Source organism: Rhodococcus triatomae, assembly GCF_014217785.1.
Classification (GTDB): domain Bacteria; phylum Actinomycetota; class Actinomycetes; order Mycobacteriales; family Mycobacteriaceae; genus Rhodococcus_F; species Rhodococcus_F triatomae.
On the sequence record NZ_CP048814.1, the window covers coordinates 546925 to 566291 of the forward strand.

The following is a 19367-nucleotide window of genomic DNA, read 5'->3' on the forward strand; positions in this document are numbered from 1 at the left end:
GCCTGGCGAGACGGGGATGCGGCCACTTATGCCAACTCGAGGGCCGAGGCGACCGCCACCGGGTCGACGGGGATGGGCTCCACGTGCGGCATACCGGTCAACGCCGTGTCCGGATCCTTGAGACCGTTGCCGGTCACGGTGCACACGACGGTGAGACCGGAATCGAGCCAGCCCTCCTTCTTCGCGGCGAGCAGCCCGGCGATACTCGCGGCGGAGGCCGGCTCGACGAACACCCCTTCGGTGGCCGCGACGAGCCGGTACGCCTCGAGGATCTCCTCGTCGGTCGCGGCACGGAACGCACCGCCCGACTCCTCCTTCGCCGACACCGCACCCTGCCAGGAGGCGGGTGAACCGATCCGGATCGCCGTCGCGATGGTCTCCGGATCCTTCACCGGCGCACCGTGCACCAGCGGTGCGGCACCCGCGGCCTGCACCCCGAGCATGCGGGGCGAGGACGACGTGATGCCGTCTGCTCGGTATTCGGAGTAGCCGCGCCAGTAGGCGGTGATGTTGCCCGCGTTGCCGACCGGCAGGGCGTGCACGTCGGGTGCCTTACCGAGCGCGTCGCAGATCTCGAACGCGGCGGTCTTCTGCCCCTCGATGCGGACCGGGTTCACGGAATTGACCAGCGCGATCGTCGGGAACTCCGCCGTGGTCTTGCGAGCGAGCTCGAGACAATCGTCGAAGTTGCCCTCGACCTGGATGATCTTGGCGCCGTGCATGACCGCCTGGGCCAGCTTGCCCATGGCGATCTTGCCCTGAGGGACCAGAACCGCGCAGGTCATCTTCGCCCGCGCGGCGTAGGCCGCGGCCGAGGCGGAGGTGTTACCGGTCGACGCGCACAGCACCGCCTGCTGACCACGGGCGAGGGCGTCGGTGACCGCCATCGTCATGCCGCGGTCCTTGAACGACCCGGTCGGGTTGAGCCCCTCCACTTTCAGGTACACGTCGCAGCCGGTGAGCTCGGACAGGTGCCCGGCGGGCACCAGCGGTGTACCGCCCTCGAGCAGCGTCACCGTCGTCCAATCCGGACCGATCGCGAGGCGATCGCGGTACGCCTCGATCAGACCGGGCCACGGGGTGTGGACGGCGGAGTTCTTCGAGTCGATGCCGGTCATTGTTCGGTGCCTTCCAATCGCAGCACGCTGGTCACAGCGAGGACGAATTCGAGTTTGCTGAGCGCGGCCACGGTCTCGGACAGGGCCGCATCGGTGGCGGTGTGGGTGACGACCACCAGGTGGGCCCCCTCACCGGCGCCCTCCTGCCGGACGGTGGAGATACTCACGCCGTGCTGGGCGAACTCCGCGGCCACCGCCGACAGGACACCCGCCTTGTCGGTGACCTGCATGTTCACGTAGTAGCGGGTGGGGATGTCACCGATCGGTGCGACCTCGAGGTTCGCGTACTTCGATTCCCGCGGGCCGCGACCACCGTTGACGCGGTTGCGCGCCGCCATCACCAGATCGCCCATCACGGCGGACGCGGTGGGGGCACCGCCCGCGCCCTGGCCGTAGAACATCAGCCGGCCCGCGTTCTCGGCCTCGACGAAGACGGCGTTGAAGGCACCGTTGACCGACGCCAGCGGATGCTGCAGCGGTACCAGCGCCGGGTACACCCGCGCCGAGATCCGTTCGCGGCCGTCCGGACCTGAGATCCGCTCGCAGATCGACAGCAGTTTGACCGTGCAGTCGAGCGCGCGCGCGGCCTCGAGGTCCGCGGCGGTGATCCGGCTGATCCCCTCGCGGTACACGTCCGCGGCGGTGACCCGCGTGTGGAACGCGATCGACGCGAGGATCGCCGCCTTCGCAGCCGCGTCGAAGCCCTCGACGTCCGCCGTGGGATCGGCCTCCGCGTAGCCGAGTCGCCCCGCCTCCGCCAGCGTGTCGGCGTAGTCCGCTCCGGTCTCGTCCATCGCGGAGAGAATGAAGTTCGTTGTGCCGTTGACGATTCCGGCCACCTTCGTGACCCGGTCACCGGCCAGAGACTGGGTGAGCGGCCGGATCACCGGAATCGCACCGGCGACGGATGCCTCGAAGTACAGATCGACGTTCTGCGCCTCCGCTGCCTCCGCGAGTTCGCCGGTGTGATCCGCCAGCAGCGCCTTGTTGGCCGTGACGACCGACTTGCCGGAGGTGAGCGCGGAGAGAATCAGCTTGCGCGGCAGGTCGATTCCGCCGATCACCTCGACGACGAGGTCGACGTCGGCGCGGGCGACGAGCGCCTCGGCGTCCGTGGTGAGCAGTTCCTCGGGAACACCCCGGTCCGCTCCCACCGTCCGCACCGCGACGCCGCGCAACTCGAGTGGCGCACCGACGCGCGCCTCGAGATCGGCGGAGTGCTCACGCAGAATCCGGACGACCTCGCTCCCGACGTTGCCGAGGCCGAGGACGGCCACACCGATAGCGCGATGCGCCGACTCGCTCACTGCGACACCTCCAAGCTCAGCAGATCTTCCACAGTTTCCCTACGCAGGATCACTCGCGACGATCCGTCGCGTACCGCCACGACGGCGGGCCTGCCGAGCAGGTTGTACCGACTCGACATCGAGTAGCAGTATGCACCGGTCGCCGCGACGGCGAGCAGGTCCCCCGCCCCGACGTCGTCCGGCATCCACGTGTCGCGGATGACAATGTCGCCCGTCTCACAGTGCTTGCCGACGACACGCGCGACCACGGGGTCTGCCCCGCTCACCCGCGAGACCAGCTTGCACTCGTACTCGGCCTGGTACAGAGAGGTACGGATGTTGTCGCTCATGCCGCCGTCGACGCTCACGTAGCGCCGGCGTGCCGTGGAGCCGACCGCGACGTCCTTGACCGTGCCGACCTCGTACAGCGTGATCGTCCCCGGTCCCGCGACGGCACGTCCGGGTTCGACCGCGATCGTCGGCTCGGGCAGCCCCACCGCCGCCGACTCGTTGCGAACGATGTCCCGCAACTTCGCCGCCAGCTCGTCCACCGGCGGCGGATCGTCGCTGGGAACGTAGGAGATTCCCATGCCGCCGCCCAGGTCGACGATCGAGATCTGCTTCGTCTTGTCCACACCGAACTCGGCGACGACGTCGCGGAGCAGACCGATGACCCGGTGCGCGGCGAGTTCGAAACCGTCCACGTCGAAGATCTGGGATCCGATGTGGCTGTGCAGGCCGACGAGCCGCAGGTGATCGGCCGCGAAGACGCGGCGTACCGCATCCATCGCGTCCCCACCGGCGAGCGAGAAGCCGAACTTCTGGTCCTCGTGGGCGGTGGAGATGAACTCGTGCGTGTGGGCCTCGACGCCGACGGTGACCCGGATCAGGACGTCCTGCACCCGTCCGGCCTCGGCCGCGACGGTGTCCAGCCGGTCGATCTCGGTGGCGGAGTCGAGCACGACGTGGCCGACCCCGGCCGCGACGCCCGCCCGCAGTTCGGTGACGGACTTGTTGTTGCCGTGCATCGCGATCCGTTCGGCCGGGAAGCCGGCGTGCAGGGCCACCGCGAGTTCGCCACCCGAGCACACGTCGAGGGACAGCCCCTCGTCGGCGACCCATCGCGCGATCTCGCCGCACAGGAACGCCTTGGAGGCGTAGTGCACCTTCGCGTCGGGGCCGAACGCGCCGACCATGTCCCGGCAGCGGGAGCGGAAGTCGTCCTCGTCGATCACGAACAGCGGGGTGCCGTACTTCTCGGCGAGCTCGGACACCCGGACGCCGGCGACGCTCACCTGGCCGTCGTCGTCCCGGCGGGCGTTGCGCGGCCACACGGCGGGAGCGAGCGCGCTGTACGCGGCCGCGTCCACCGGGCGCTCGGGCAGCCCCGGGGCGTGCAGTTGTTCGGCGTGAAGGGGTCCTGCGGGGTGCGCATTCATCACATCTGCTCCGGGGCGCTGACGCCGAGCAGCTCGAGACCGTTCGCGAGCACCTGGCGGGTGGCATCGCACAGCGCGAGCCGGGCGGTGTGGATGGGGGCCGGTTCCTCGTCACCCTGCGGGAGGATGCGGTGGGCACCGTAGAAGCGGTGGTACGCGCCGGCGAGCTCTTCGAGATACCGGGCGATGCGGTGGGGTTCCCGCAGCGCGGCGGCGCTGGAGACGACCCTCGGGTAGTCACCGAGGGTCCGGACGAGGTCGCCTTCCTGCTCGGACGTCAACAACGACAGGTCCGGGTCCGCCGAGGTGATTCCCAGATCCGCGGCGTTGCGGCCGACAGCCGACAGCCGGGCGTGGGCGTACTGGACGTAGTAGACGGGGTTCTCGTTGCCCGTGGAGGTCCACAGCTCCAGGTCGATGTCGATACCGGAGTCGACGGAGGAGCGCACGAGCGCATACCGGGCCGCGTCGACGCCGATCGCGTCGACGAGGTCGTCGAGGGTGATCACGGTGCCGGCGCGCTTGGACATCTTCACCGGCACGCCGTCACGAACGAGGTTGACCATCTGGCCGATGAGGACCTCCACCGTCGCGGGGTCGTCGTCGAACGCCGCGGCAGCCGCCTTCAGCCGTCCGATGTAGCCGTGGTGGTCCGCACCGAGCATGTAGATGCACAGGTCGAAGCCGCGGGCGCGCTTGTCCTGGAAGTAGGCGATGTCACCGGCGATGTAGGCCGCGTTGCCGTCGCTCTTGATGACGACGCGGTCCTTGTCGTCGCCGAACCGGGTGCTCTCGAGCCACCAGGCGCCGTCCTTCTCGTACAGGTTGCCGGACGTCTTCAGCGTCTCGACGGCCCGCTCGACGGCCCCGGATTCGAACAGCGAGTTCTCGTGGAAGTACACGTCGAAGTCGACACCGAAGTCGTGCAGGCTCTTCTTGATGTGCGCGAACATCAGGTCCACCCCGAGGGCGCGGAACACTTCCTGACGTTCGGCCTCGGGCAGGTCCAGGGCGTCGGGGCGCTGGGCGAGCACCTGCGTGGCGATGTCGGAGATGTAGGCACCGGCATATCCGTCCTCGGGCGCTGGCTGTCCCAGTGCGGCAGCCACGAGGGACCGGGCGAACCGGTCGATCTGCGCACCGTGGTCGTTGAAGTAGTACTCGCGTACCACCGTCGCGCCCTGGGTGCCGAGGATGCGTCCGAGGGCGTCTCCGACGGCAGCCCACCTGGTGCCGCCGAGGTGGATCGGGCCGGTCGGATTGGCCGAGACGAACTCGAGGTTGATGTTCGTGCCGGCGAGGGAGGATCCCGACCCGTAGGAGGGGCCGGCGGCGAGCACGCTCTCGACGATGCGCCCCTGTGCGTCCGCGGCGAGCTTGATGTTGAGGAAGCCCGGGCCCGCGATCTCGGCGCTGTCGATCCCGTCCACCTGGGACAATTCCTCTGCCAGCCATCCGGCCAGCTCACGCGGATTCGTCCCGACCTTCTTCGCCACCTGCATCGCGACGTTCGTGGCGTAGTCACCGTGCTCGGGGTTGCGCGGACGCTCGACGGTGAGCGTCTCGGGCAGGACGGACGCGTCGAGGCCACGCCCGGCGAGCACTTTCGCCGCGGTCGCGCGCAGGAGTTCGGCAAGGTCAACTGGAGTCACAGGTGTCCATCCTATGGGTTTGAGCGCGCCGTCCGTGAACGACCTGGGCACGCCACACTCGGCCGGGCCTCTCCCAGCTTCCGTTCAGGTTCTGTCAGTACAGTGGTGAGGCCCTGTACCGTGCACCCGGCAAGCTCCGGTGCCACCGCACTTCCGGCAGGCGCCGGTTCCAGCACACCGCCGGTTTCCTCACAGCGAAAGAGCACACATCCATGCCCAGTGGTTCGGACGGTCACGGACCGAGCAAGAAGTCGGCCAAGTCCGCGAAGGCGATCAAGGCGGCCCAGAAGAAGAGCAACCCCCGCGGCAAGAGCGGTGGCGGCCCGGCCCCCCGCAACGTTCCGTGGATGACGATCGGTGCGGTCGCCGTCGTCGCGGCCCTGATCGCGGTACTCGCGGTGAACCTGTATCCGAAGTACCAGGCCAACGAGGAAGCTCAGCGGTGGGCGCCCACCGCCGACAACCCGGACCCGTCGGACGACATCGCCGGGGTGACCAAGATCGACTACCCGGCAGGCATCCACGTGGAGCCGACCCAGCGGGTCGCCTACGACCACACTCCCCCGTTCGGCGGGCCGCACGACGCGGTGTGGGCGACGTGTACCGGAACCGTGTACCCGGAGCCGATCCGCACCGAGAACGCGGTCCACTCACTCGAACACGGCGCGGTCTGGATCACCTACGACCCGGACGCGCTGTCGGACGACCAGCGCGAGGTGCTCGTCGACAAGGTGGACGGAAACACCTACATGATGCTGTCCCCCTTCCCGGGCCAGGACACCCCGATCTCGCTGCAGTCGTGGGGCCACCAGTTGGCCGTCGACTCCGCGGACGACGAGCGGGTCGACCAGTTCGTCAACGCCCTGCGCCTCAACCCGAACACTCACCCGGAGGTCGGCGCCAGCTGCTCGACCATCCCCGGTTCCGGCTTCGACACCGACACCCCGCCCGCCTTCGACCCGAACCCGCCGGGACCTGACGCGGTGCCGATGGACGGCGGCGGTATCCAGCCCGATCCGAGCGAGCTCGTACCGGGTGGCGGCGGACTGCCGGGCGGACTGCCCGGAGGCGCGCAGCTGCCGCCGGAGTTGCAGCAGCAGCTCGAGCTCCCCGCCGACGGCGCGCCCGCCCCGGCAGGTCAGTGATGGCGGACGACACCGACACGGACGACGCCCGGCGGGCTCCCCGCAGCCAGCGCACCGCGCTGCTGGTGGTCGGCCTTCTCGGGGCGATCGTCCTCGGCTTCGCGATCGGCGTCCTGGCGAGGATTCCGCTCGGTGACGACGGTGTCCCGGGCGCCGACTCGGTGGACGTGGGCTTCTCACAGGACATGAGCGTGCACCACAACCAGGCCGTGGAGATGTCTGCGATCGCGATGACCACCGCGGTCGATCCGGCCGTACGGAACCTGGCCTACGACATCCTCACCACCCAGCAGAACCAGATCGGGCAGATGCAGGGCTGGCTGGCCATGTGGGACCAGCCGGCACTGCCGACCGGCGGTTACATGGGCTGGATGACGGAAGGGAACGGCGGGCACGGGGCGCACGGCGACGAATCCACGGGTCACGGTGCGCAGGAAGACCCCGATTCCGCGGGGCACGGTACGAGCGAGGGCCCGATGAACCGGATGCCGGGCATGGCCACGTCGGAGGACCTCGCGGCACTGCGTCAGGCATCCGGTACGGACGTGGACGTGCTGTTCCTGCAGCTGATGCTGCGCCACCACGAGGGTGGCCTGCCGATGATGGAGTACGGCGCCCAGTACGCGTCGGAGTCGGTGGTCCGGAACATTGCCCAGAAGATGGTCGACACCCAGACCAGCGAGTCCGAACTCATGACGTCGATGCTCGCCCAGCGCGGCGCGGTACCCCTTCCGCTCAACTGATCAGCCCCTCGACTGATCAGCCTCTCCACCGATCGTCCCGATTCAGGACCACACCCAGTCACGGACCTCGGGCATGTCCTCGAGGTGTTCGACGACGTAGGTACGGTGCCGTTCGAGTTGATCGCGGCAGTGCGCGGCGAGTTCCTCCGCGCCGTCCGGGGCCCGACGGGAGCGGCGCAGCGCCTCGATCACCAGGTGGTAGCGGCTCATCCGATTGAGCACGACCATGTCGAACGGCGTTGTCGTCGTGCCCTGTTCGCTGAACCCGCGAACGTGGAAACGGCCCGGGTCCGGGCGGCCGTGGAGCAGTTCGTGCACGGCGCGTGAGTATCCGTGGAAGGCGAAGATCACGTCGGTGTCCTCGGTGAACAGTTCGGCGAACTTCTCCTCCGCGAACCCGTGCGGGTGGTCGGCGGGCGGGAGCAGCCCCATCAGATCGACGACGTTGACCACGCGGGTGACGAGATCCGGCGTCCAGTCCCGGAGCAGTTGAGCGGCCGCGAGCAGCTCCTGGGTGGGGACGTCTCCCGCGGCCGCGAGCACGACATCGGGGCCGTCGCCGCCCACCGTCTCCTCGGTTCCGGCCCACTGCCACACCGAGGCACCCGCCGCGCAGTGTTCGTTGGCCTCGGCGAGCGTGAGGTACTGCAGGTGCGGCTGCTTGTCGACGACGATGAGGTTCACGCGGTCGGTACTGCGTAGGCAGTGATCCGAGATCGACAGCAGCGTGTTCGAGTCCGGCGGCAACCAGACCCGGACCACGTCCGGCGCCAGCAGAGTGACGGAGTCGATCATGCCCGGCCCCTGGTGACTGAACCCGTTGTGGTCGTTCCGCCAGCAGGTGCTCGTGAGGAGGATGTTCAGCGACGACACCGGGGCGCGCCACGGCAGCTCGGTGGCATGCTGGAGCCATTTGGTGTGCTGGATGATCATCGACGCGGCCACCATCGCGAACGCCTCGTAGCTCGCGAAGATCCCGTGCCTACCGGTGAGCAGATACCCCTCGAGCCACCCCTCGCAGAGATGCTCGCTGAGCACTTCCATGACACGACCGTGCGGCGACAGCGCCTCGTCGTACTCGGTGGTGGGCAATTGCCAGCAGCGGTCCGTCGCCTCGAACACCGCACCGAGCCGATTGCTGTTCGTCTCGTCGGGACAGAACAGCCGGAAGGTTCCGCCGCCGTCCTCCGTCGTCGTCTCGCGGTAGAGATCCCGCATCAGTTCGCCGAGGACACGGGTCGTCTCGTGGAAGGCGGCACCCGGCTTCTCGATCTCCACCTCGTAGCGGGACAGATCCGGGATCGGCAGTTCGGCACGCAACCGCCCGCCGTTGGCGTACGGGGACGATCCCATGCGCTTGTCGCCTTCCGGCGCCAGGGCGGCCAGCTCGGGCGCCAGAGCGCCGTTCTCGTCGAACAGGGTGTCCGGGCCGTAGGACCGGAGCCACTGTTCCAGCTGGTGCAGGTGGGCCTCGTTCGTCCGCACTCCGGACAGCGGCACCTGATGCGACCGGAACGTCCCCTCGACGAGCTTCCCGTCGACGATGTGCGGCCCGGTCCATCCCTTCGGGGTGCGCAGCACGATCGCGGGCCAGCGGTAGTGATCCGGTGTCTCCCCCGCGCGGGCGGCGCCCTGGATCCGGGTGATCTCCCGGTGGGCGACGCCGAGAGCCGACTCGAGTTCGCGGAACACCGTGTGCGGGTCGTCGCCCTCGACCAGGATCGGTGCCCACCCCTGGCCGGTGAGGAAGGCTTCGATGTCGGTGTCCCGGCTCCGGCCGTAGACGGTGGGACCGGCGATCTTGGCGCCGTTGAGATGAAGGATCGGAACAACGGCCCCGTCGCGCGCGGGGTCGAGGAACGCCGGCAACTTCCACGAGCCCGACAGCGGGCCGGTCTCGGCCTCTCCGTCACCGATGACGCACGCCACCAGCAGGTCCGGGTGATCGAAGGCCGCGCCCGCCGCGTGCGCCAGTGCGTAGCCGAGCTCGCCGCCCTCGTGGATGCTGCCGGGCGTCTGCACGCTGACGTGGCTCGGGATTCCACCCGGCGTCGAGAACTGCCGGCACAGCCGGTGGATGCCCGCGGCGTCCGGCGAGACGTCGGGGTACACCTCGGAGTAGGTCCCCTCGAGGTAGGTCGACGCCACCAGCGCCGGCCCGCCGTGGCCGGGCCCGGTGAGGTAGAGCCAATCCGATCCGGTCCGACGGATGTGCCGGTTGAGGAGGGTGTAGATCATCGACAGCCCGGGGCTGGTTCCCCAGTGTCCGAGGAGCCGGGGCTTGATGTGCTCGGGCCGCAACGGCTCCCGCAGGAGGCTGTTGTCCTGCAGGTAGATCTGCGCGACGGTCAGGTAGTTCGCTGCCGCCCACCATCGCAGATCGAGTTCGAGTTCCGCGTCGGTGTACTCCGAGTCCGCTGTGAGCTGATCTGCCATGCTTCGACGTCTCCCTGGGAGTTCGCACGTGTGCTCGGGCTCCCCGAGCCTATGGCTCCGCCCACGCACCTCGCAGTGCTTCCGCGCAGCGCCCGGCGGAGAACTCGGCCACACCGACACCCGACGGCGAGCCGATTTGCAGTCGGGCACGGGTCATGCGCTACGCTAGGCCCGCCCAACAGGTACACCGGGATTCCCGGTGCGCCCCCGTAGCTCAGGGGATAGAGCGTTCGCCTCCGGAGCGAAAGGTCGCAGGTTCGAATCCTGCCGGGGGCACCCACTTCTTCGATCGGATTCCTCGTCCGGCCGAACGAGATCTCCGGGGCCCGATCTCTCGTATCTCGATGGTGCCCGGTATCTCGATGGTGCCCGGTATCTCGATGGTGCCCGGTCACTGTCCCCCGATTCTCCCGTCACCGTTCTTCCCGTCGATGATCGGCCGGTGCCGCGCCAGCAACTCCACCAATTCCGCCGGCACCGGGATGTCGAATCGGTCGGTCGTACCGCCGGTCGTCCCCTTCCACTGCTCCACCTCGGTGTGCAACCGCTCCATCTTCTGATCGAGCATCGTCGCCGCCGTCGCGGCCTCGGTGAGCTCGTCGAGCAACCGCTCGGGAATGTTGCGGTCGTACTTGTAGTAGATCTTGTGCTCGAGACTGGCCCAGAAGTCCATCGCGATGGTGCGGATCTGCAACTCGATGCGTACCGGCTGGACTCGGTCGGTGAGGAACACCGGCACCTCCACGATCAAGTGCAGGCTCTGGTAGCCGTTGGGTTTGGGGCGGGCGATGTAGTCCTTCGTCTCCAGCACCGTGACGTCGGACTGGCCGCCGATCATCTCCGCGAGCCGGTAGGTGTCCGAGATGAAGCTGCACGTGATTCGGATACCCGCGATGTCCTGGATGCCCTCACGGATACCGTCGAGGGTGAACGGCACGTCCTTGCGCTGCACCTTGCGCAGGATGCTCTCGGCCGACTTGACCCGGGAACTCACGTGTTCGATCGGGCTGTACCGATGGATGTGGGTGAACTCCTCGCGCAGGATGTTGATCTTGGTGAGCATCTCCGCGACACCGAACTCGTACGACATCATGAATCGGGTGAACTCGTCCCGCAATTGGGCGAGTTGCCGCACGGGATCCGGCTCGGGTCTGTCGTCAGGGCTCACGCCGTCCAGTCTGCCAGCCGAACCCGGGCACCGAGGATGCCCGGAAACCGGCGGTAGCCGTGCTCGGCGCCGGCGCCGTCACCGGTGCGGCTCGATGATCGCCACGATCGACGCGATCTCGGCGCGAGGAATCGCGAAGTACTCGGTGACGTGGATCGCCGTGGACTCTGCCGGGGTGGCACCGACATCGAGCAGATACCTGGCGACGACGTTCTCACCCCACTCGTGGAAGCGAGCCTCCCGCACCCCGTGGATCGCCTCGTACTGCGCCCCGTTCTCGAGTTCGTCACGGATGAACCGGCCCGAGTCACCGGTACGCTGCCCGTTCTCCACCCGCCACGCGCCCTCGGCGAACCGGACCTTCGAGGCGTCGTGGCTGACGAGAGCGTCGATGTAGGCACGGGCGAGCGCGACACGGCCGGTGTCCGGTGTGTCCAGGGCATGCCGTGCCAGTGCCCCGAGCAAGGCCTCGGCCAGTTCCGGGCGGCAGATGACGAGATCCGGCAGATACGGGTGGGATTCGTTGTACAGCAACGGTGTTCCGTCGATCCTCGAGCAGTGCAGCCCGGCTGCCTTCGCCACCCCGACAGGTGCGGCGGAATCCCATTCCCACTGGCCGCCGGCGTGCACGTACGCGTCCGCCTCACCGCGCAGGACGGCCATCGCCTTGGCCCCTGCCGAACCCATCCCGACGACCTCGGCGCCCACGTCGGTCGCCACCGCATCCGTGAACGCCGGCGGGCGGCTGTCGCTGACCACGATCCGGGGATGTGCCGCGCCCGCACCCAGACGATCGCGGTCGTGGTCGCCGTTCTCGGTGTCGTAGACGACCCCGAGCGCCGGCTGGGCCACCGCGGCGGCGGTGATCCCACGGTCGCGTTCCCACAGTGCGACGTGCACCGCCCAGTCCGTCCGGCCGGCGAGCCCGTACTCCTTGGACCCGTCCAGCGGATCGATGATCCACACGCGGTCGGCGGACAGCCGCGCACTGTCGTCCGCGGACTCCTCGGAGAGGACGGCGTCGTCACCGCGCTCGGCGGCGAGTCGGCCGGCGAGGAAGGCGTGCGCGGCCCCGTCCCCCCGGCGGCCGAGTTCCCTGCCGTCCACGGTGCCCATACCCGCGTCGCGGATCTCGAGCAGCAGTTCTCCTGCCCCCTGGGCGATGTCGGCGGCGAATTTCGCGTCGGTGCTCACAGTCCCAAGAATCCCACAATCGCGGCCGCCTGGTCGGCCGGATCGCCGTCGGACGGGCGCAGCGCGAGTTCCGGATGCTCCGGCGGCTCGTACGGGTCGTCCACGCCGGTGAACCTCGTGATCTCCCCCGCCCTGGCCCGCGCGTACATACCCTTGGGATCACGCGCCTCGCACTCGGCGAGCGGGGTGTCCACGAAGACCTCGACGAAGGGGATGCCCGCGGCACGGTGCCGCTCGCGCACCCGCTCCCGATCCTGCTGGTAGGGACTGATGAGACAGGCGATCGCCACCACTCCGGCCTCGGCCAGGACGATCGCGACCTCACCGACCCGGCGGACGTTCTCGGCGCGGTCCTCGGGGGCGAAACCCAGATCCGCAGTGAGCCCGTGACGCAGGTTGTCCCCGTCGAGTCGATGACAGGCGACGTGTTTCGCATGCAGGGCACGCTCGAGTTCCACTGCCACGGACGACTTCCCCGAGGCGGACAGGCCGGTGAGCCAGATGGTTGCCGCCGTGGGTCGTTCGCCGTCCGCCGCGGTCCCACGGTGCCACACCACAGGCGTACCCGACAGCGACGGACCGGTGATCATTCCTGCGGCGACGGTGTCTCCGGTGACCTCGTCGACGAGCACGAAGCTGCCGGTGCCCCGATTCCGGCGATACGGATCGAACGTCAACGGGTCGGTCGTCGTCACCCGGATCCGTCCGATCTCGTTGAGCTCCAGGGACTCCGCGGTGGTGTCGCGGTGCAGGGTGTTGACGTCCAGCCGGTAGTCCAGCCCGCCGACGCGAGCGCCGGTGCTGCGAGTCCCGTGCAACATCACATACCGGTCGCCCGAATGCAGCTCACGACGGTCACTGAGCCAGCAGACCATCGCATCGATCTCCCTACCGATCAGCGGCCGGTTCCCGGGACGGCAGAGCAGGTCGCCGCGCCCGACATCCAGCTGGTCCTCGAGCTCGACGACCACCGCACTCGACGCGAAGGCCTCGGCAAGCGGGGCCCCTCCCGGGCCCCAGATCGCCCGGACCGTCGAGGTCCGCCCGGACGGGACCACCATCACCTCGTCCCCCGGCTTGAACACGCCACCGACCACGGTGCCGGCGTACCCGCGGAAGTCGTGCAACGACGAATCCGACTGCCGCTGCGGCCGAATGACGCACTGCACCGGCATCCGCGCATCGACGAGGTTGCGGTCCGAGGCGATGTGGACGCTCTCGAGATGACCGAGGAGGGACGAGCCGTCGTACCACGGCATGTTCACGGTGCGCTGTGCGACATTGTCCCCGTGCAGTGCCGAGACGGGCACGAACGACAGGTCCTGGACGTCGAGCTTCATCGCGAACCGGCGGAATTCCTCGACGACCTCCTCGAATCTCGACTGCGACCAGTCGACCAGGTCCATCTTGTTGACGCACACCACCAGGTGCGCGATTCCGAGGAGGCTCGCGATGAACGCGTGCCGGCGCGTCTGTTCCACCACGCCGTTGCGTGCGTCGACGAGGACGAGCGCCACATCCGCCGTCGACGCTCCGGTGACCATGTTCCGGGTGTACTGCTCGTGGCCCGGGGTGTCCGCGATGACGAACTTACGCCGGGGAGTCGCGAAGTAGCGGTGCGCGACATCGATGGTGATGCCCTGCTCCCGCTCGGCCCGCAGCCCGTCGGTGAGCAGTGCGAGATCGGTGTGATCGGCGCCGCGACTTCGGCTCGTGCGCTCGACCGCGTCGAGTTGATCCTCGAACACGGCCTTGGAATCGAAGAGCAGCCGGCCGATGAGGGTGGATTTCCCGTCGTCGACGCTTCCTGCCGTCGCGACCCGGAGTAGTTGCTGCATCAGAAGTAGCCCTCCCGCTTGCGGTCTTCCATCCCTGCCTCCGAGATCCGGTCGTCGGCCCGGGTCGCACCTCGCTCGGTCACCCTGCTGGCCGCGACCTCCACGGCGACCTGCGCCGCGTTGCTCGCGGTCGACTCCACACAGCCGGTGCACGTGGCATCGCCGACCGTCCGGAACCGGACCGAAGCCTCCACCGGCTCCTCGCCCGGCGCGAGCTCGAGAAATCGAGTGTGCGCCAGGAGCATTCCGTCGCGGAGCACCACCGGCCTGCGGTGCGCGTAATACAGCGGCGGCAGGTCGATCCGCTCACGGTCGATGTACTGCCAGATGTCGAGCTCGGTCCAGTTCGAGAGCGGGAAGACCCGGATGTGTTCGCCCCGCCGGTGCCGGCCGTTGTAGAGCGACCACAGCTCGGGCCGCTGGGCCCGCGGATCCCAGCGCCCCTCGCGGTCACGGAAGCTGAAGATCCGCTCCTTCGCGCGTGCCTTCTCCTCGTCCCGTCTCGCACCGCCGAACACCGCGTCGAACCTGTGCTCGGCGATGCCCCGGAGCAGGGCGGTCGTCTGCAGCCGGTTGCGGCTGGCACCCGGCCCGTGATCCTCGACGACCCGCCCCGCATCGATGTCGTCCTGCACCCGGATCACCTCGAGATCCAGGCCGAGGTGCTCGCGAGTGCGATCGCGGAAATCGATCACCTCGTCGAAGTTGTGGCCGGTGTCGATGTGCATGACCGTGAAGGGCACGGCCGCGGGCCAGAATGCCCGCGCGGCCAGGTGCAGCATCACCACCGAGTCCTTGCCGCCGGAGAAGAGCAACACCGGTCGTTCGAAGGTGGCCGACACCTCACGGAAGATGTGCACCGACTCGGCCTCGAGCGCGTCGAGGTGCGAGAGCTCGTAAGCCGGTGGCGGATGGATCGTGGATGACATCGAGGTCTCCTCGTCTGCGGCCCGTGAGTATCGACGCCCACGTCGGTACATATTTGTATCGGGCCGGTCCAAGCGGAACACCTCGACAATAGAACGCGTTTCAGTTGTCGGTCAATGGCCGGGTGCCGCGGCAGCCACCGGCGCACGACCGCCCACGTCGGAGGTGATCGCCGCGGCAGTCGCCGCCAGATCCCGCCCCCGCCGTGCGATCTCACCCGACGACAGCGTGGTCCCGACGTAGAGCGTGAGGACCATCGCCTGATGCCCGCCGGCGTCGAAGGTCGGGGCGGCGATCAGGTGAACGGCACTCTCCCCGTCACCGTCGGGCAGATACACCCGCTCGCCGAGGCTCGAGACCAGGTCGCCCAACGCGGCGCGCAGTTCGGCCGACAGGTCGTGGTCGGCCACTCCCGCCATGAGCGTGTGCAGTTGCCGACCCACCGGCGTCAGCGTCTCCACGAGGTACCCCGTCCGGACACACTCCTCGACGACGCTCGCGAGCCGGGTGCGATCGTGACGCACGGGCAGCGCGGGCTCACGGCGCAACCAGGACTCGAGGGCCTCCGCCCCGTCCCACAGCACGTACATCAGTCCGACCGGGGGCGCGAACGGGTAGCTCTCCCCGACCTTGACCCCGGCCCGCACACCCGGCGGGCTGGTGACCTCGAGGACGGCGATCCGATCACCCACCACCGCCGACGCGGTGCACGTGGTGCCGTAGCGCTCGCTCAGCACGGCCAGGTGCGCCCGCGCGACCGGACCGGCGACGTATCCCTCCTGAGCGGCGCGCCCGACCGCCACCAGCGCGGGACCGAGACCGTAGGTCTTCGACGCCGGATCGCGATGGAGGTACCCCGCCTCGGCCAGTACCGACAGGATCCCGAGGCAGGTGGGCTTGCTGAGGTCGAGCCGACGGGCGAGCTCGGACAGGCCGAAGCGCCTGCCGCGGTGTGCCACCAGGAAGTCCAGCACCTGCACGACCCGCTCGGTGGGCGGGGAGCGACGGCCGGTCCGGGGCGCGGATTCGATGTCGTCCATTGACCAGCTCCTAGAACGCGTTCTATTGTCGGATACGTCAACTTCTACCACAGAGGTACAGATGTGTACCACCGCCCGTCGCGTCGTCACGATTCGGGCGGCTGTTCATCGATCCCCCGCGGGGCCCGCCGTGTCCGTCCCGCGAGTCAGGAGCAGCACGTGCTGACCGATGCCTTCGCCGAATCCCTCGCCGAGGCCGAGAAACTGATCGCCGCCGCACCGCACGTCGAGAGCGAACAGGATCTCGTCGAGGGCTACCGCTATCTGGCGGGCGGGATCCTGGCCACCACGCACGCCGCCTGGGCGGTCGACCGGAGGCACCCCACCTTCATCTCGGGCACCGGGCCGTACACCAAGATGGGCCTGGACAATCCCGACACCCTCTACCTCGGGGCCGTCATCAGCGACGACGCCGAGTATGTGGTCACCGGAACACGGGGAACCACAACAGATCTCAGCTTCCAGGTGCTGTCGGGAAATTACACCGCCGCGAACGTACCCGGCAGCGAGTCCGCCTTCGACGACCGCGCGATCGACATCGCACCCGACGGCAGCTTCGAAATCCGGTTCGGTCCCGAGCCGGCCGCGGGCCGACGCAACTACGTCACCCTCGCGCCCGGTTCGTCGCAACTGGTCGTCCGCGAGGTCTACGGCGACTGGAGCCAGCGGCGGGGCACTCTCCGGATCACCCGACCCGACACGGCCGGTGAGCCCGCGGTGCCGCTGACCCCCGAAGACGTCGAGAAGCGCTACGCCCGGGCCGGGAAGGCGCTCGTGTCGCGGGTGCGGACGTGGCTGAAGTTCCCCGAACGGTTCTATCTCGACCAGCCGGCGAACGAACTCACCGAGCCGCGGTCCACGCCGGGCGGCCTCGCGACGCAGTATTCGTCGGTGGGCCACTACTCCCTGGGGCCGGACGAGGCGATGATCATCACCGTCCCGCACTCGGATGCCCCCTACCAGGGGTTTCAGCTCGGAAGCCTCTGGTATATCTCCCTCGACTACACCGGGCACCAGTCCTCGCTGAACACCTCGCAGTCCCAGACCGACCCCGACGGGATGATCCGGCTCGTGGTGTCCGAACGTAATCCCGGGATCACCAACTGGATCGACACGGTGGGTCACCGCCGCGGATATCTCCAGTTCCGCTGGCAGCGTCTGTCACGCGAGCTCACCGCCGACGACGGCCCCGTCGCGCAGGTCGTCCCGTTCGAGCAGATCGCCGACCACCTGCCCTACCACGGGTCCAACGTCATCGATCCCGAGGACTTCGCCTCCCGCATCGCCGCGCGCCGCGCGGCGGTCGCCGATCGGATGCTCGCATGACCGAGACGCCGACACTCCTGCAGGACAAGGTGGTCGTCCTCTCCGGGGTCGGGCCGGGGCTGGGCCGCACGCTCGCGGTCCGCTGCGCCGAGTCCGGGGCTGCGGTCGTGCTCGCCGCGCGGACGAAGGAACGCCTCGACGAGGTCGTCGCGGAGATCACCGCATCCGGGGGGCGTGCGGTCGCCGTTCCGACCGACATCACCGATCGGTCCTCGGCCGAGAACCTCGTCCGGGAGGCGATCGACGCTTTCGGACGAGTCGACGTACTGGTCAACAACGCCTTCTCCGTACCGTCGATGAAGCCGCTCGCGGACACCGACTTCGACCGCATCCGGGCGAGCTTCGAACTCACCGTGCTCGGTGCCCTGCGGCTCACCCAGTTGTTCACTCCGGCACTCGCCGAATCACGGGGCGCGGTCGTCGACATCAGTTCGATGGTGATTCGACACTCGCAGCAGCGATACGGCAGCTACAAGATCGCCAAATCGGCCCTGCTCGCACAGTCCCAGTCCCTCGCATCGGAACTGGGCGGCCACGGCATCCGAGTCAACTCCGTGGCACCGGGATACATCTGGGGCGAGACGCTGAAGGGCTACTTCGCACACCAGGCCGGCAAGTACGGCACCACCGTCGAGCAGATCTACGAGGCGACGGCCGCGAACACCGACCTGGGGCGGCTTCCCACCACCGAGGAGGTCGCCGACGCCGTGCTCTTCCTCGCGTCTCCGCTCGCGAGTGGGATCACCGGGCAGTGCCTGGACGTGAACTGCGGCGAGTTCCATCACTGACAGCGAGGAGAGAATGCACGTGAGCGAGCGAACGACCGTCGGCACGATCGAGGACCTGCACGCATCGGCGACACGGATCACCGGCCTCGACGACTTCGGCGAGGACGACTACCGGGAGGCACTCGGGGTGCTGCTCGAGTCGTATCGTCGCGACGAGCAGCTGACTCCGTTCGGCAGCAAGATCTCCCGGGTGTTCCTGCGCGGCGCCCTGGTGGCCCGACTGCTCGGCGAAGCAGCATGGAAACAGCACCCCGAACACGCGGAGGTCGCGGTGGAGCGCCCGATCTTCGTCACCGGGCTCCCCCGCACCGGCACCACCGCGCTGCATCGGCTGCTCACCGCGGACCCCGGCCACCAGGGCCTGGAGATGTGGTTGACCGAGATGCCACAGCCGCGGCCGCCGCGCGAGAGCTGGGAGTCGAACCCCGTATTCCGGCGGATCGACGACCAGTTCGCCCGGCATCATGTCGAGCATCCCGAGTTCATGGGGGTGCACTACATGTCCGCGGGCGAGGTGGAGGAGTGCTGGCAGTTGCTCCGCCAGACGTTCAAGTCCGTGTCCTACGAGTGCCTCGCGCATCTGCCGACGTACTCGGACTGGCTCCGGAACCAGGACTGGACGAACGCGTATCGACGGCACCGGCGCAACCTCCAGCTCATCGGGTTGCCGGATCGCGATCGGCGGTGGGTGCTCAAGAACCCCAGTCATCTGTTCGCGCTCGACGAACTCATGGCCGTGTATCCGGATGCGCTGGTGATCCAGACCCACCGGCCACCCCGCACGATCGTGCCGTCCGTGTGCAGCCTCGCCGAGCAGGCCACCGACGGCTGGTCGGATCGTTTTCGCGGTGAGGTGATCGGACGCAGCCAACTCGAGTTGTGGGCGCGCGGACTCGAGACCTTCACCGAGGCTCGCCGCCGGTACGACCCGGCCCAGTTCGTCGACGTGGACTACACCCGGTTCGTCGAGGATCCCCTCGGCACAGTGGAGGACATCTACGGCCGGTTCGGGCTGGACCTGACCCCGGCTGCCCAGTCGGCGATGGAATCCATGCACGCCGAGAGCCGCACCGGAGCTCGCCGGCCGGCCCACCGCTACACCCTCGAACAGTTCGGGCTCACCGCCGAGGAGGTCGACGAACGGTTCGCGAACTACCAGTTCACCGCGTGAGCTGTCTGCCCTGGGCAGACGTCGCGCAGAGGCGGACGATCCGGAGCGGGAGATCGGCCCTGCACATCAACTCCCTTCGCGGATCGACCACCGCGA

General features: G+C 68.6%; 15 protein-coding genes and 1 tRNA gene. 6 read left to right on the forward strand and 10 right to left on the reverse strand.

Annotated features, from left to right (window positions below):
• Positions 1 to 26: 26 nt before the first annotated feature.
• From thrC to argS, 4 genes are read right to left on the reverse strand one after another with little or no spacing between them, the layout of a single operon-like run.
• The gene (gene thrC, locus G4H71_RS02560; protein WP_072736925.1) at positions 27 to 1118 is read right to left on the reverse strand and encodes a threonine synthase; all 1092 of its coding nucleotides are present in this window, start codon (positions 1116 to 1118) and stop codon (positions 27 to 29) included.
• On the reverse strand, positions 1115 to 2425 hold the full coding sequence (locus tag G4H71_RS02565) for a homoserine dehydrogenase (RefSeq protein WP_246442622.1): 1311 nt from the start codon (positions 2423 to 2425) through the stop codon (positions 1115 to 1117). The genes thrC and G4H71_RS02565 overlap by 4 nt, the downstream gene beginning before the upstream one ends.
• The gene (gene lysA, locus G4H71_RS02570; protein ID WP_072736924.1) at positions 2422 to 3843 is read right to left on the reverse strand and encodes a diaminopimelate decarboxylase; all 1422 of its coding nucleotides are present in this window, start codon (positions 3841 to 3843) and stop codon (positions 2422 to 2424) included. The genes G4H71_RS02565 and lysA overlap by 4 nt, the downstream gene beginning before the upstream one ends.
• A complete protein-coding gene (gene argS / locus G4H71_RS02575; protein ID WP_072736923.1) occupies positions 3843 to 5495 on the reverse strand; it encodes an arginine--tRNA ligase in 1653 nt (550 codons plus the stop codon). The genes lysA and argS overlap by 1 nt, the downstream gene beginning before the upstream one ends.
• A gap of 212 nt (positions 5496 to 5707) precedes the next feature.
• On the opposite strand from argS, the gene G4H71_RS02580 reads away from it, so the two are divergent.
• Positions 5708 to 6640: a thioredoxin-like domain-containing protein gene (locus tag G4H71_RS02580; RefSeq protein WP_072736922.1), complete on the forward strand. Its 933-nt coding sequence runs from the start codon at positions 5708 to 5710 to the stop codon at positions 6638 to 6640.
• Positions 6640 to 7383, forward strand: a complete 744-nt coding sequence (locus G4H71_RS02585) for a DUF305 domain-containing protein (RefSeq protein WP_072736921.1) — start codon at positions 6640 to 6642, stop codon at positions 7381 to 7383. The genes G4H71_RS02580 and G4H71_RS02585 overlap by 1 nt, the downstream gene beginning before the upstream one ends.
• A gap of 42 nt (positions 7384 to 7425) precedes the next feature.
• Here the strand turns inward: G4H71_RS02585 and G4H71_RS02590 are convergent, their stop codons facing one another.
• Complete coding sequence (locus tag G4H71_RS02590) at positions 7426 to 9819, reverse strand: phosphoketolase family protein (RefSeq protein WP_072736920.1); 2394 nt, start codon at positions 9817 to 9819, stop codon at positions 7426 to 7428.
• A gap of 203 nt (positions 9820 to 10022) precedes the next feature.
• On the opposite strand from G4H71_RS02590, the gene G4H71_RS02595 reads away from it, so the two are divergent.
• Positions 10023 to 10095 (forward strand) — tRNA-Arg (locus tag G4H71_RS02595).
• A 115-nt stretch (positions 10096 to 10210) separates the two neighbouring features.
• Here the strand turns inward: G4H71_RS02595 and G4H71_RS02600 are convergent.
• From G4H71_RS02600 to G4H71_RS02620, 5 genes are all read right to left on the reverse strand, one after another.
• On the reverse strand, positions 10211 to 10912 hold the full coding sequence (locus G4H71_RS02600; RefSeq protein ID WP_083343182.1) for a GTP pyrophosphokinase: 702 nt from the start codon (positions 10910 to 10912) through the stop codon (positions 10211 to 10213).
• Between the two features lie 153 nt (positions 10913 to 11065).
• Positions 11066 to 12181: a 3'(2'),5'-bisphosphate nucleotidase CysQ gene (locus G4H71_RS02605; protein WP_072736918.1), complete on the reverse strand. Its 1116-nt coding sequence runs from the start codon at positions 12179 to 12181 to the stop codon at positions 11066 to 11068.
• Positions 12178 to 14019, reverse strand: coding sequence for an adenylyl-sulfate kinase (cysC, locus tag G4H71_RS02610; protein ID WP_072736917.1), 1842 nt, complete (start codon positions 14017 to 14019; stop codon positions 12178 to 12180). Before cysC ends, G4H71_RS02605 begins: the two co-directional genes overlap by 4 nt.
• The gene (gene cysD / locus G4H71_RS02615; RefSeq protein ID WP_072736916.1) at positions 14019 to 14948 is read right to left on the reverse strand and encodes a sulfate adenylyltransferase subunit CysD; all 930 of its coding nucleotides are present in this window, start codon (positions 14946 to 14948) and stop codon (positions 14019 to 14021) included. Before cysD ends, cysC begins: the two co-directional genes overlap by 1 nt.
• Before the next feature lie 111 nt (positions 14949 to 15059).
• The gene (locus G4H71_RS02620; protein WP_072736915.1) at positions 15060 to 15986 is read right to left on the reverse strand and encodes an IclR family transcriptional regulator; all 927 of its coding nucleotides are present in this window, start codon (positions 15984 to 15986) and stop codon (positions 15060 to 15062) included.
• Positions 15987 to 16145: 159 nt separating this feature from the next.
• On the opposite strand from G4H71_RS02620, the gene G4H71_RS02625 reads away from it, so the two are divergent.
• Genes G4H71_RS02625 through G4H71_RS02635 form a run of 3 tightly spaced genes read left to right on the forward strand, consistent with a single transcriptional unit; the run spans position 16146 to position 19271 of the window.
• Positions 16146 to 17312, forward strand: coding sequence for a DUF1214 domain-containing protein (locus G4H71_RS02625; RefSeq protein ID WP_072736914.1), 1167 nt, complete (start codon positions 16146 to 16148; stop codon positions 17310 to 17312).
• The gene (locus tag G4H71_RS02630) at positions 17309 to 18100 is read left to right on the forward strand and encodes an SDR family oxidoreductase (RefSeq protein ID WP_072736913.1); all 792 of its coding nucleotides are present in this window, start codon (positions 17309 to 17311) and stop codon (positions 18098 to 18100) included. The genes G4H71_RS02625 and G4H71_RS02630 overlap by 4 nt, the downstream gene beginning before the upstream one ends.
• 19 nt (positions 18101 to 18119) lie before the next feature.
• Positions 18120 to 19271, forward strand: a complete 1152-nt coding sequence (locus G4H71_RS02635; protein WP_072737001.1) for a sulfotransferase family protein — start codon at positions 18120 to 18122, stop codon at positions 19269 to 19271.
• Positions 19272 to 19367: the final 96 nt, after the last annotated feature.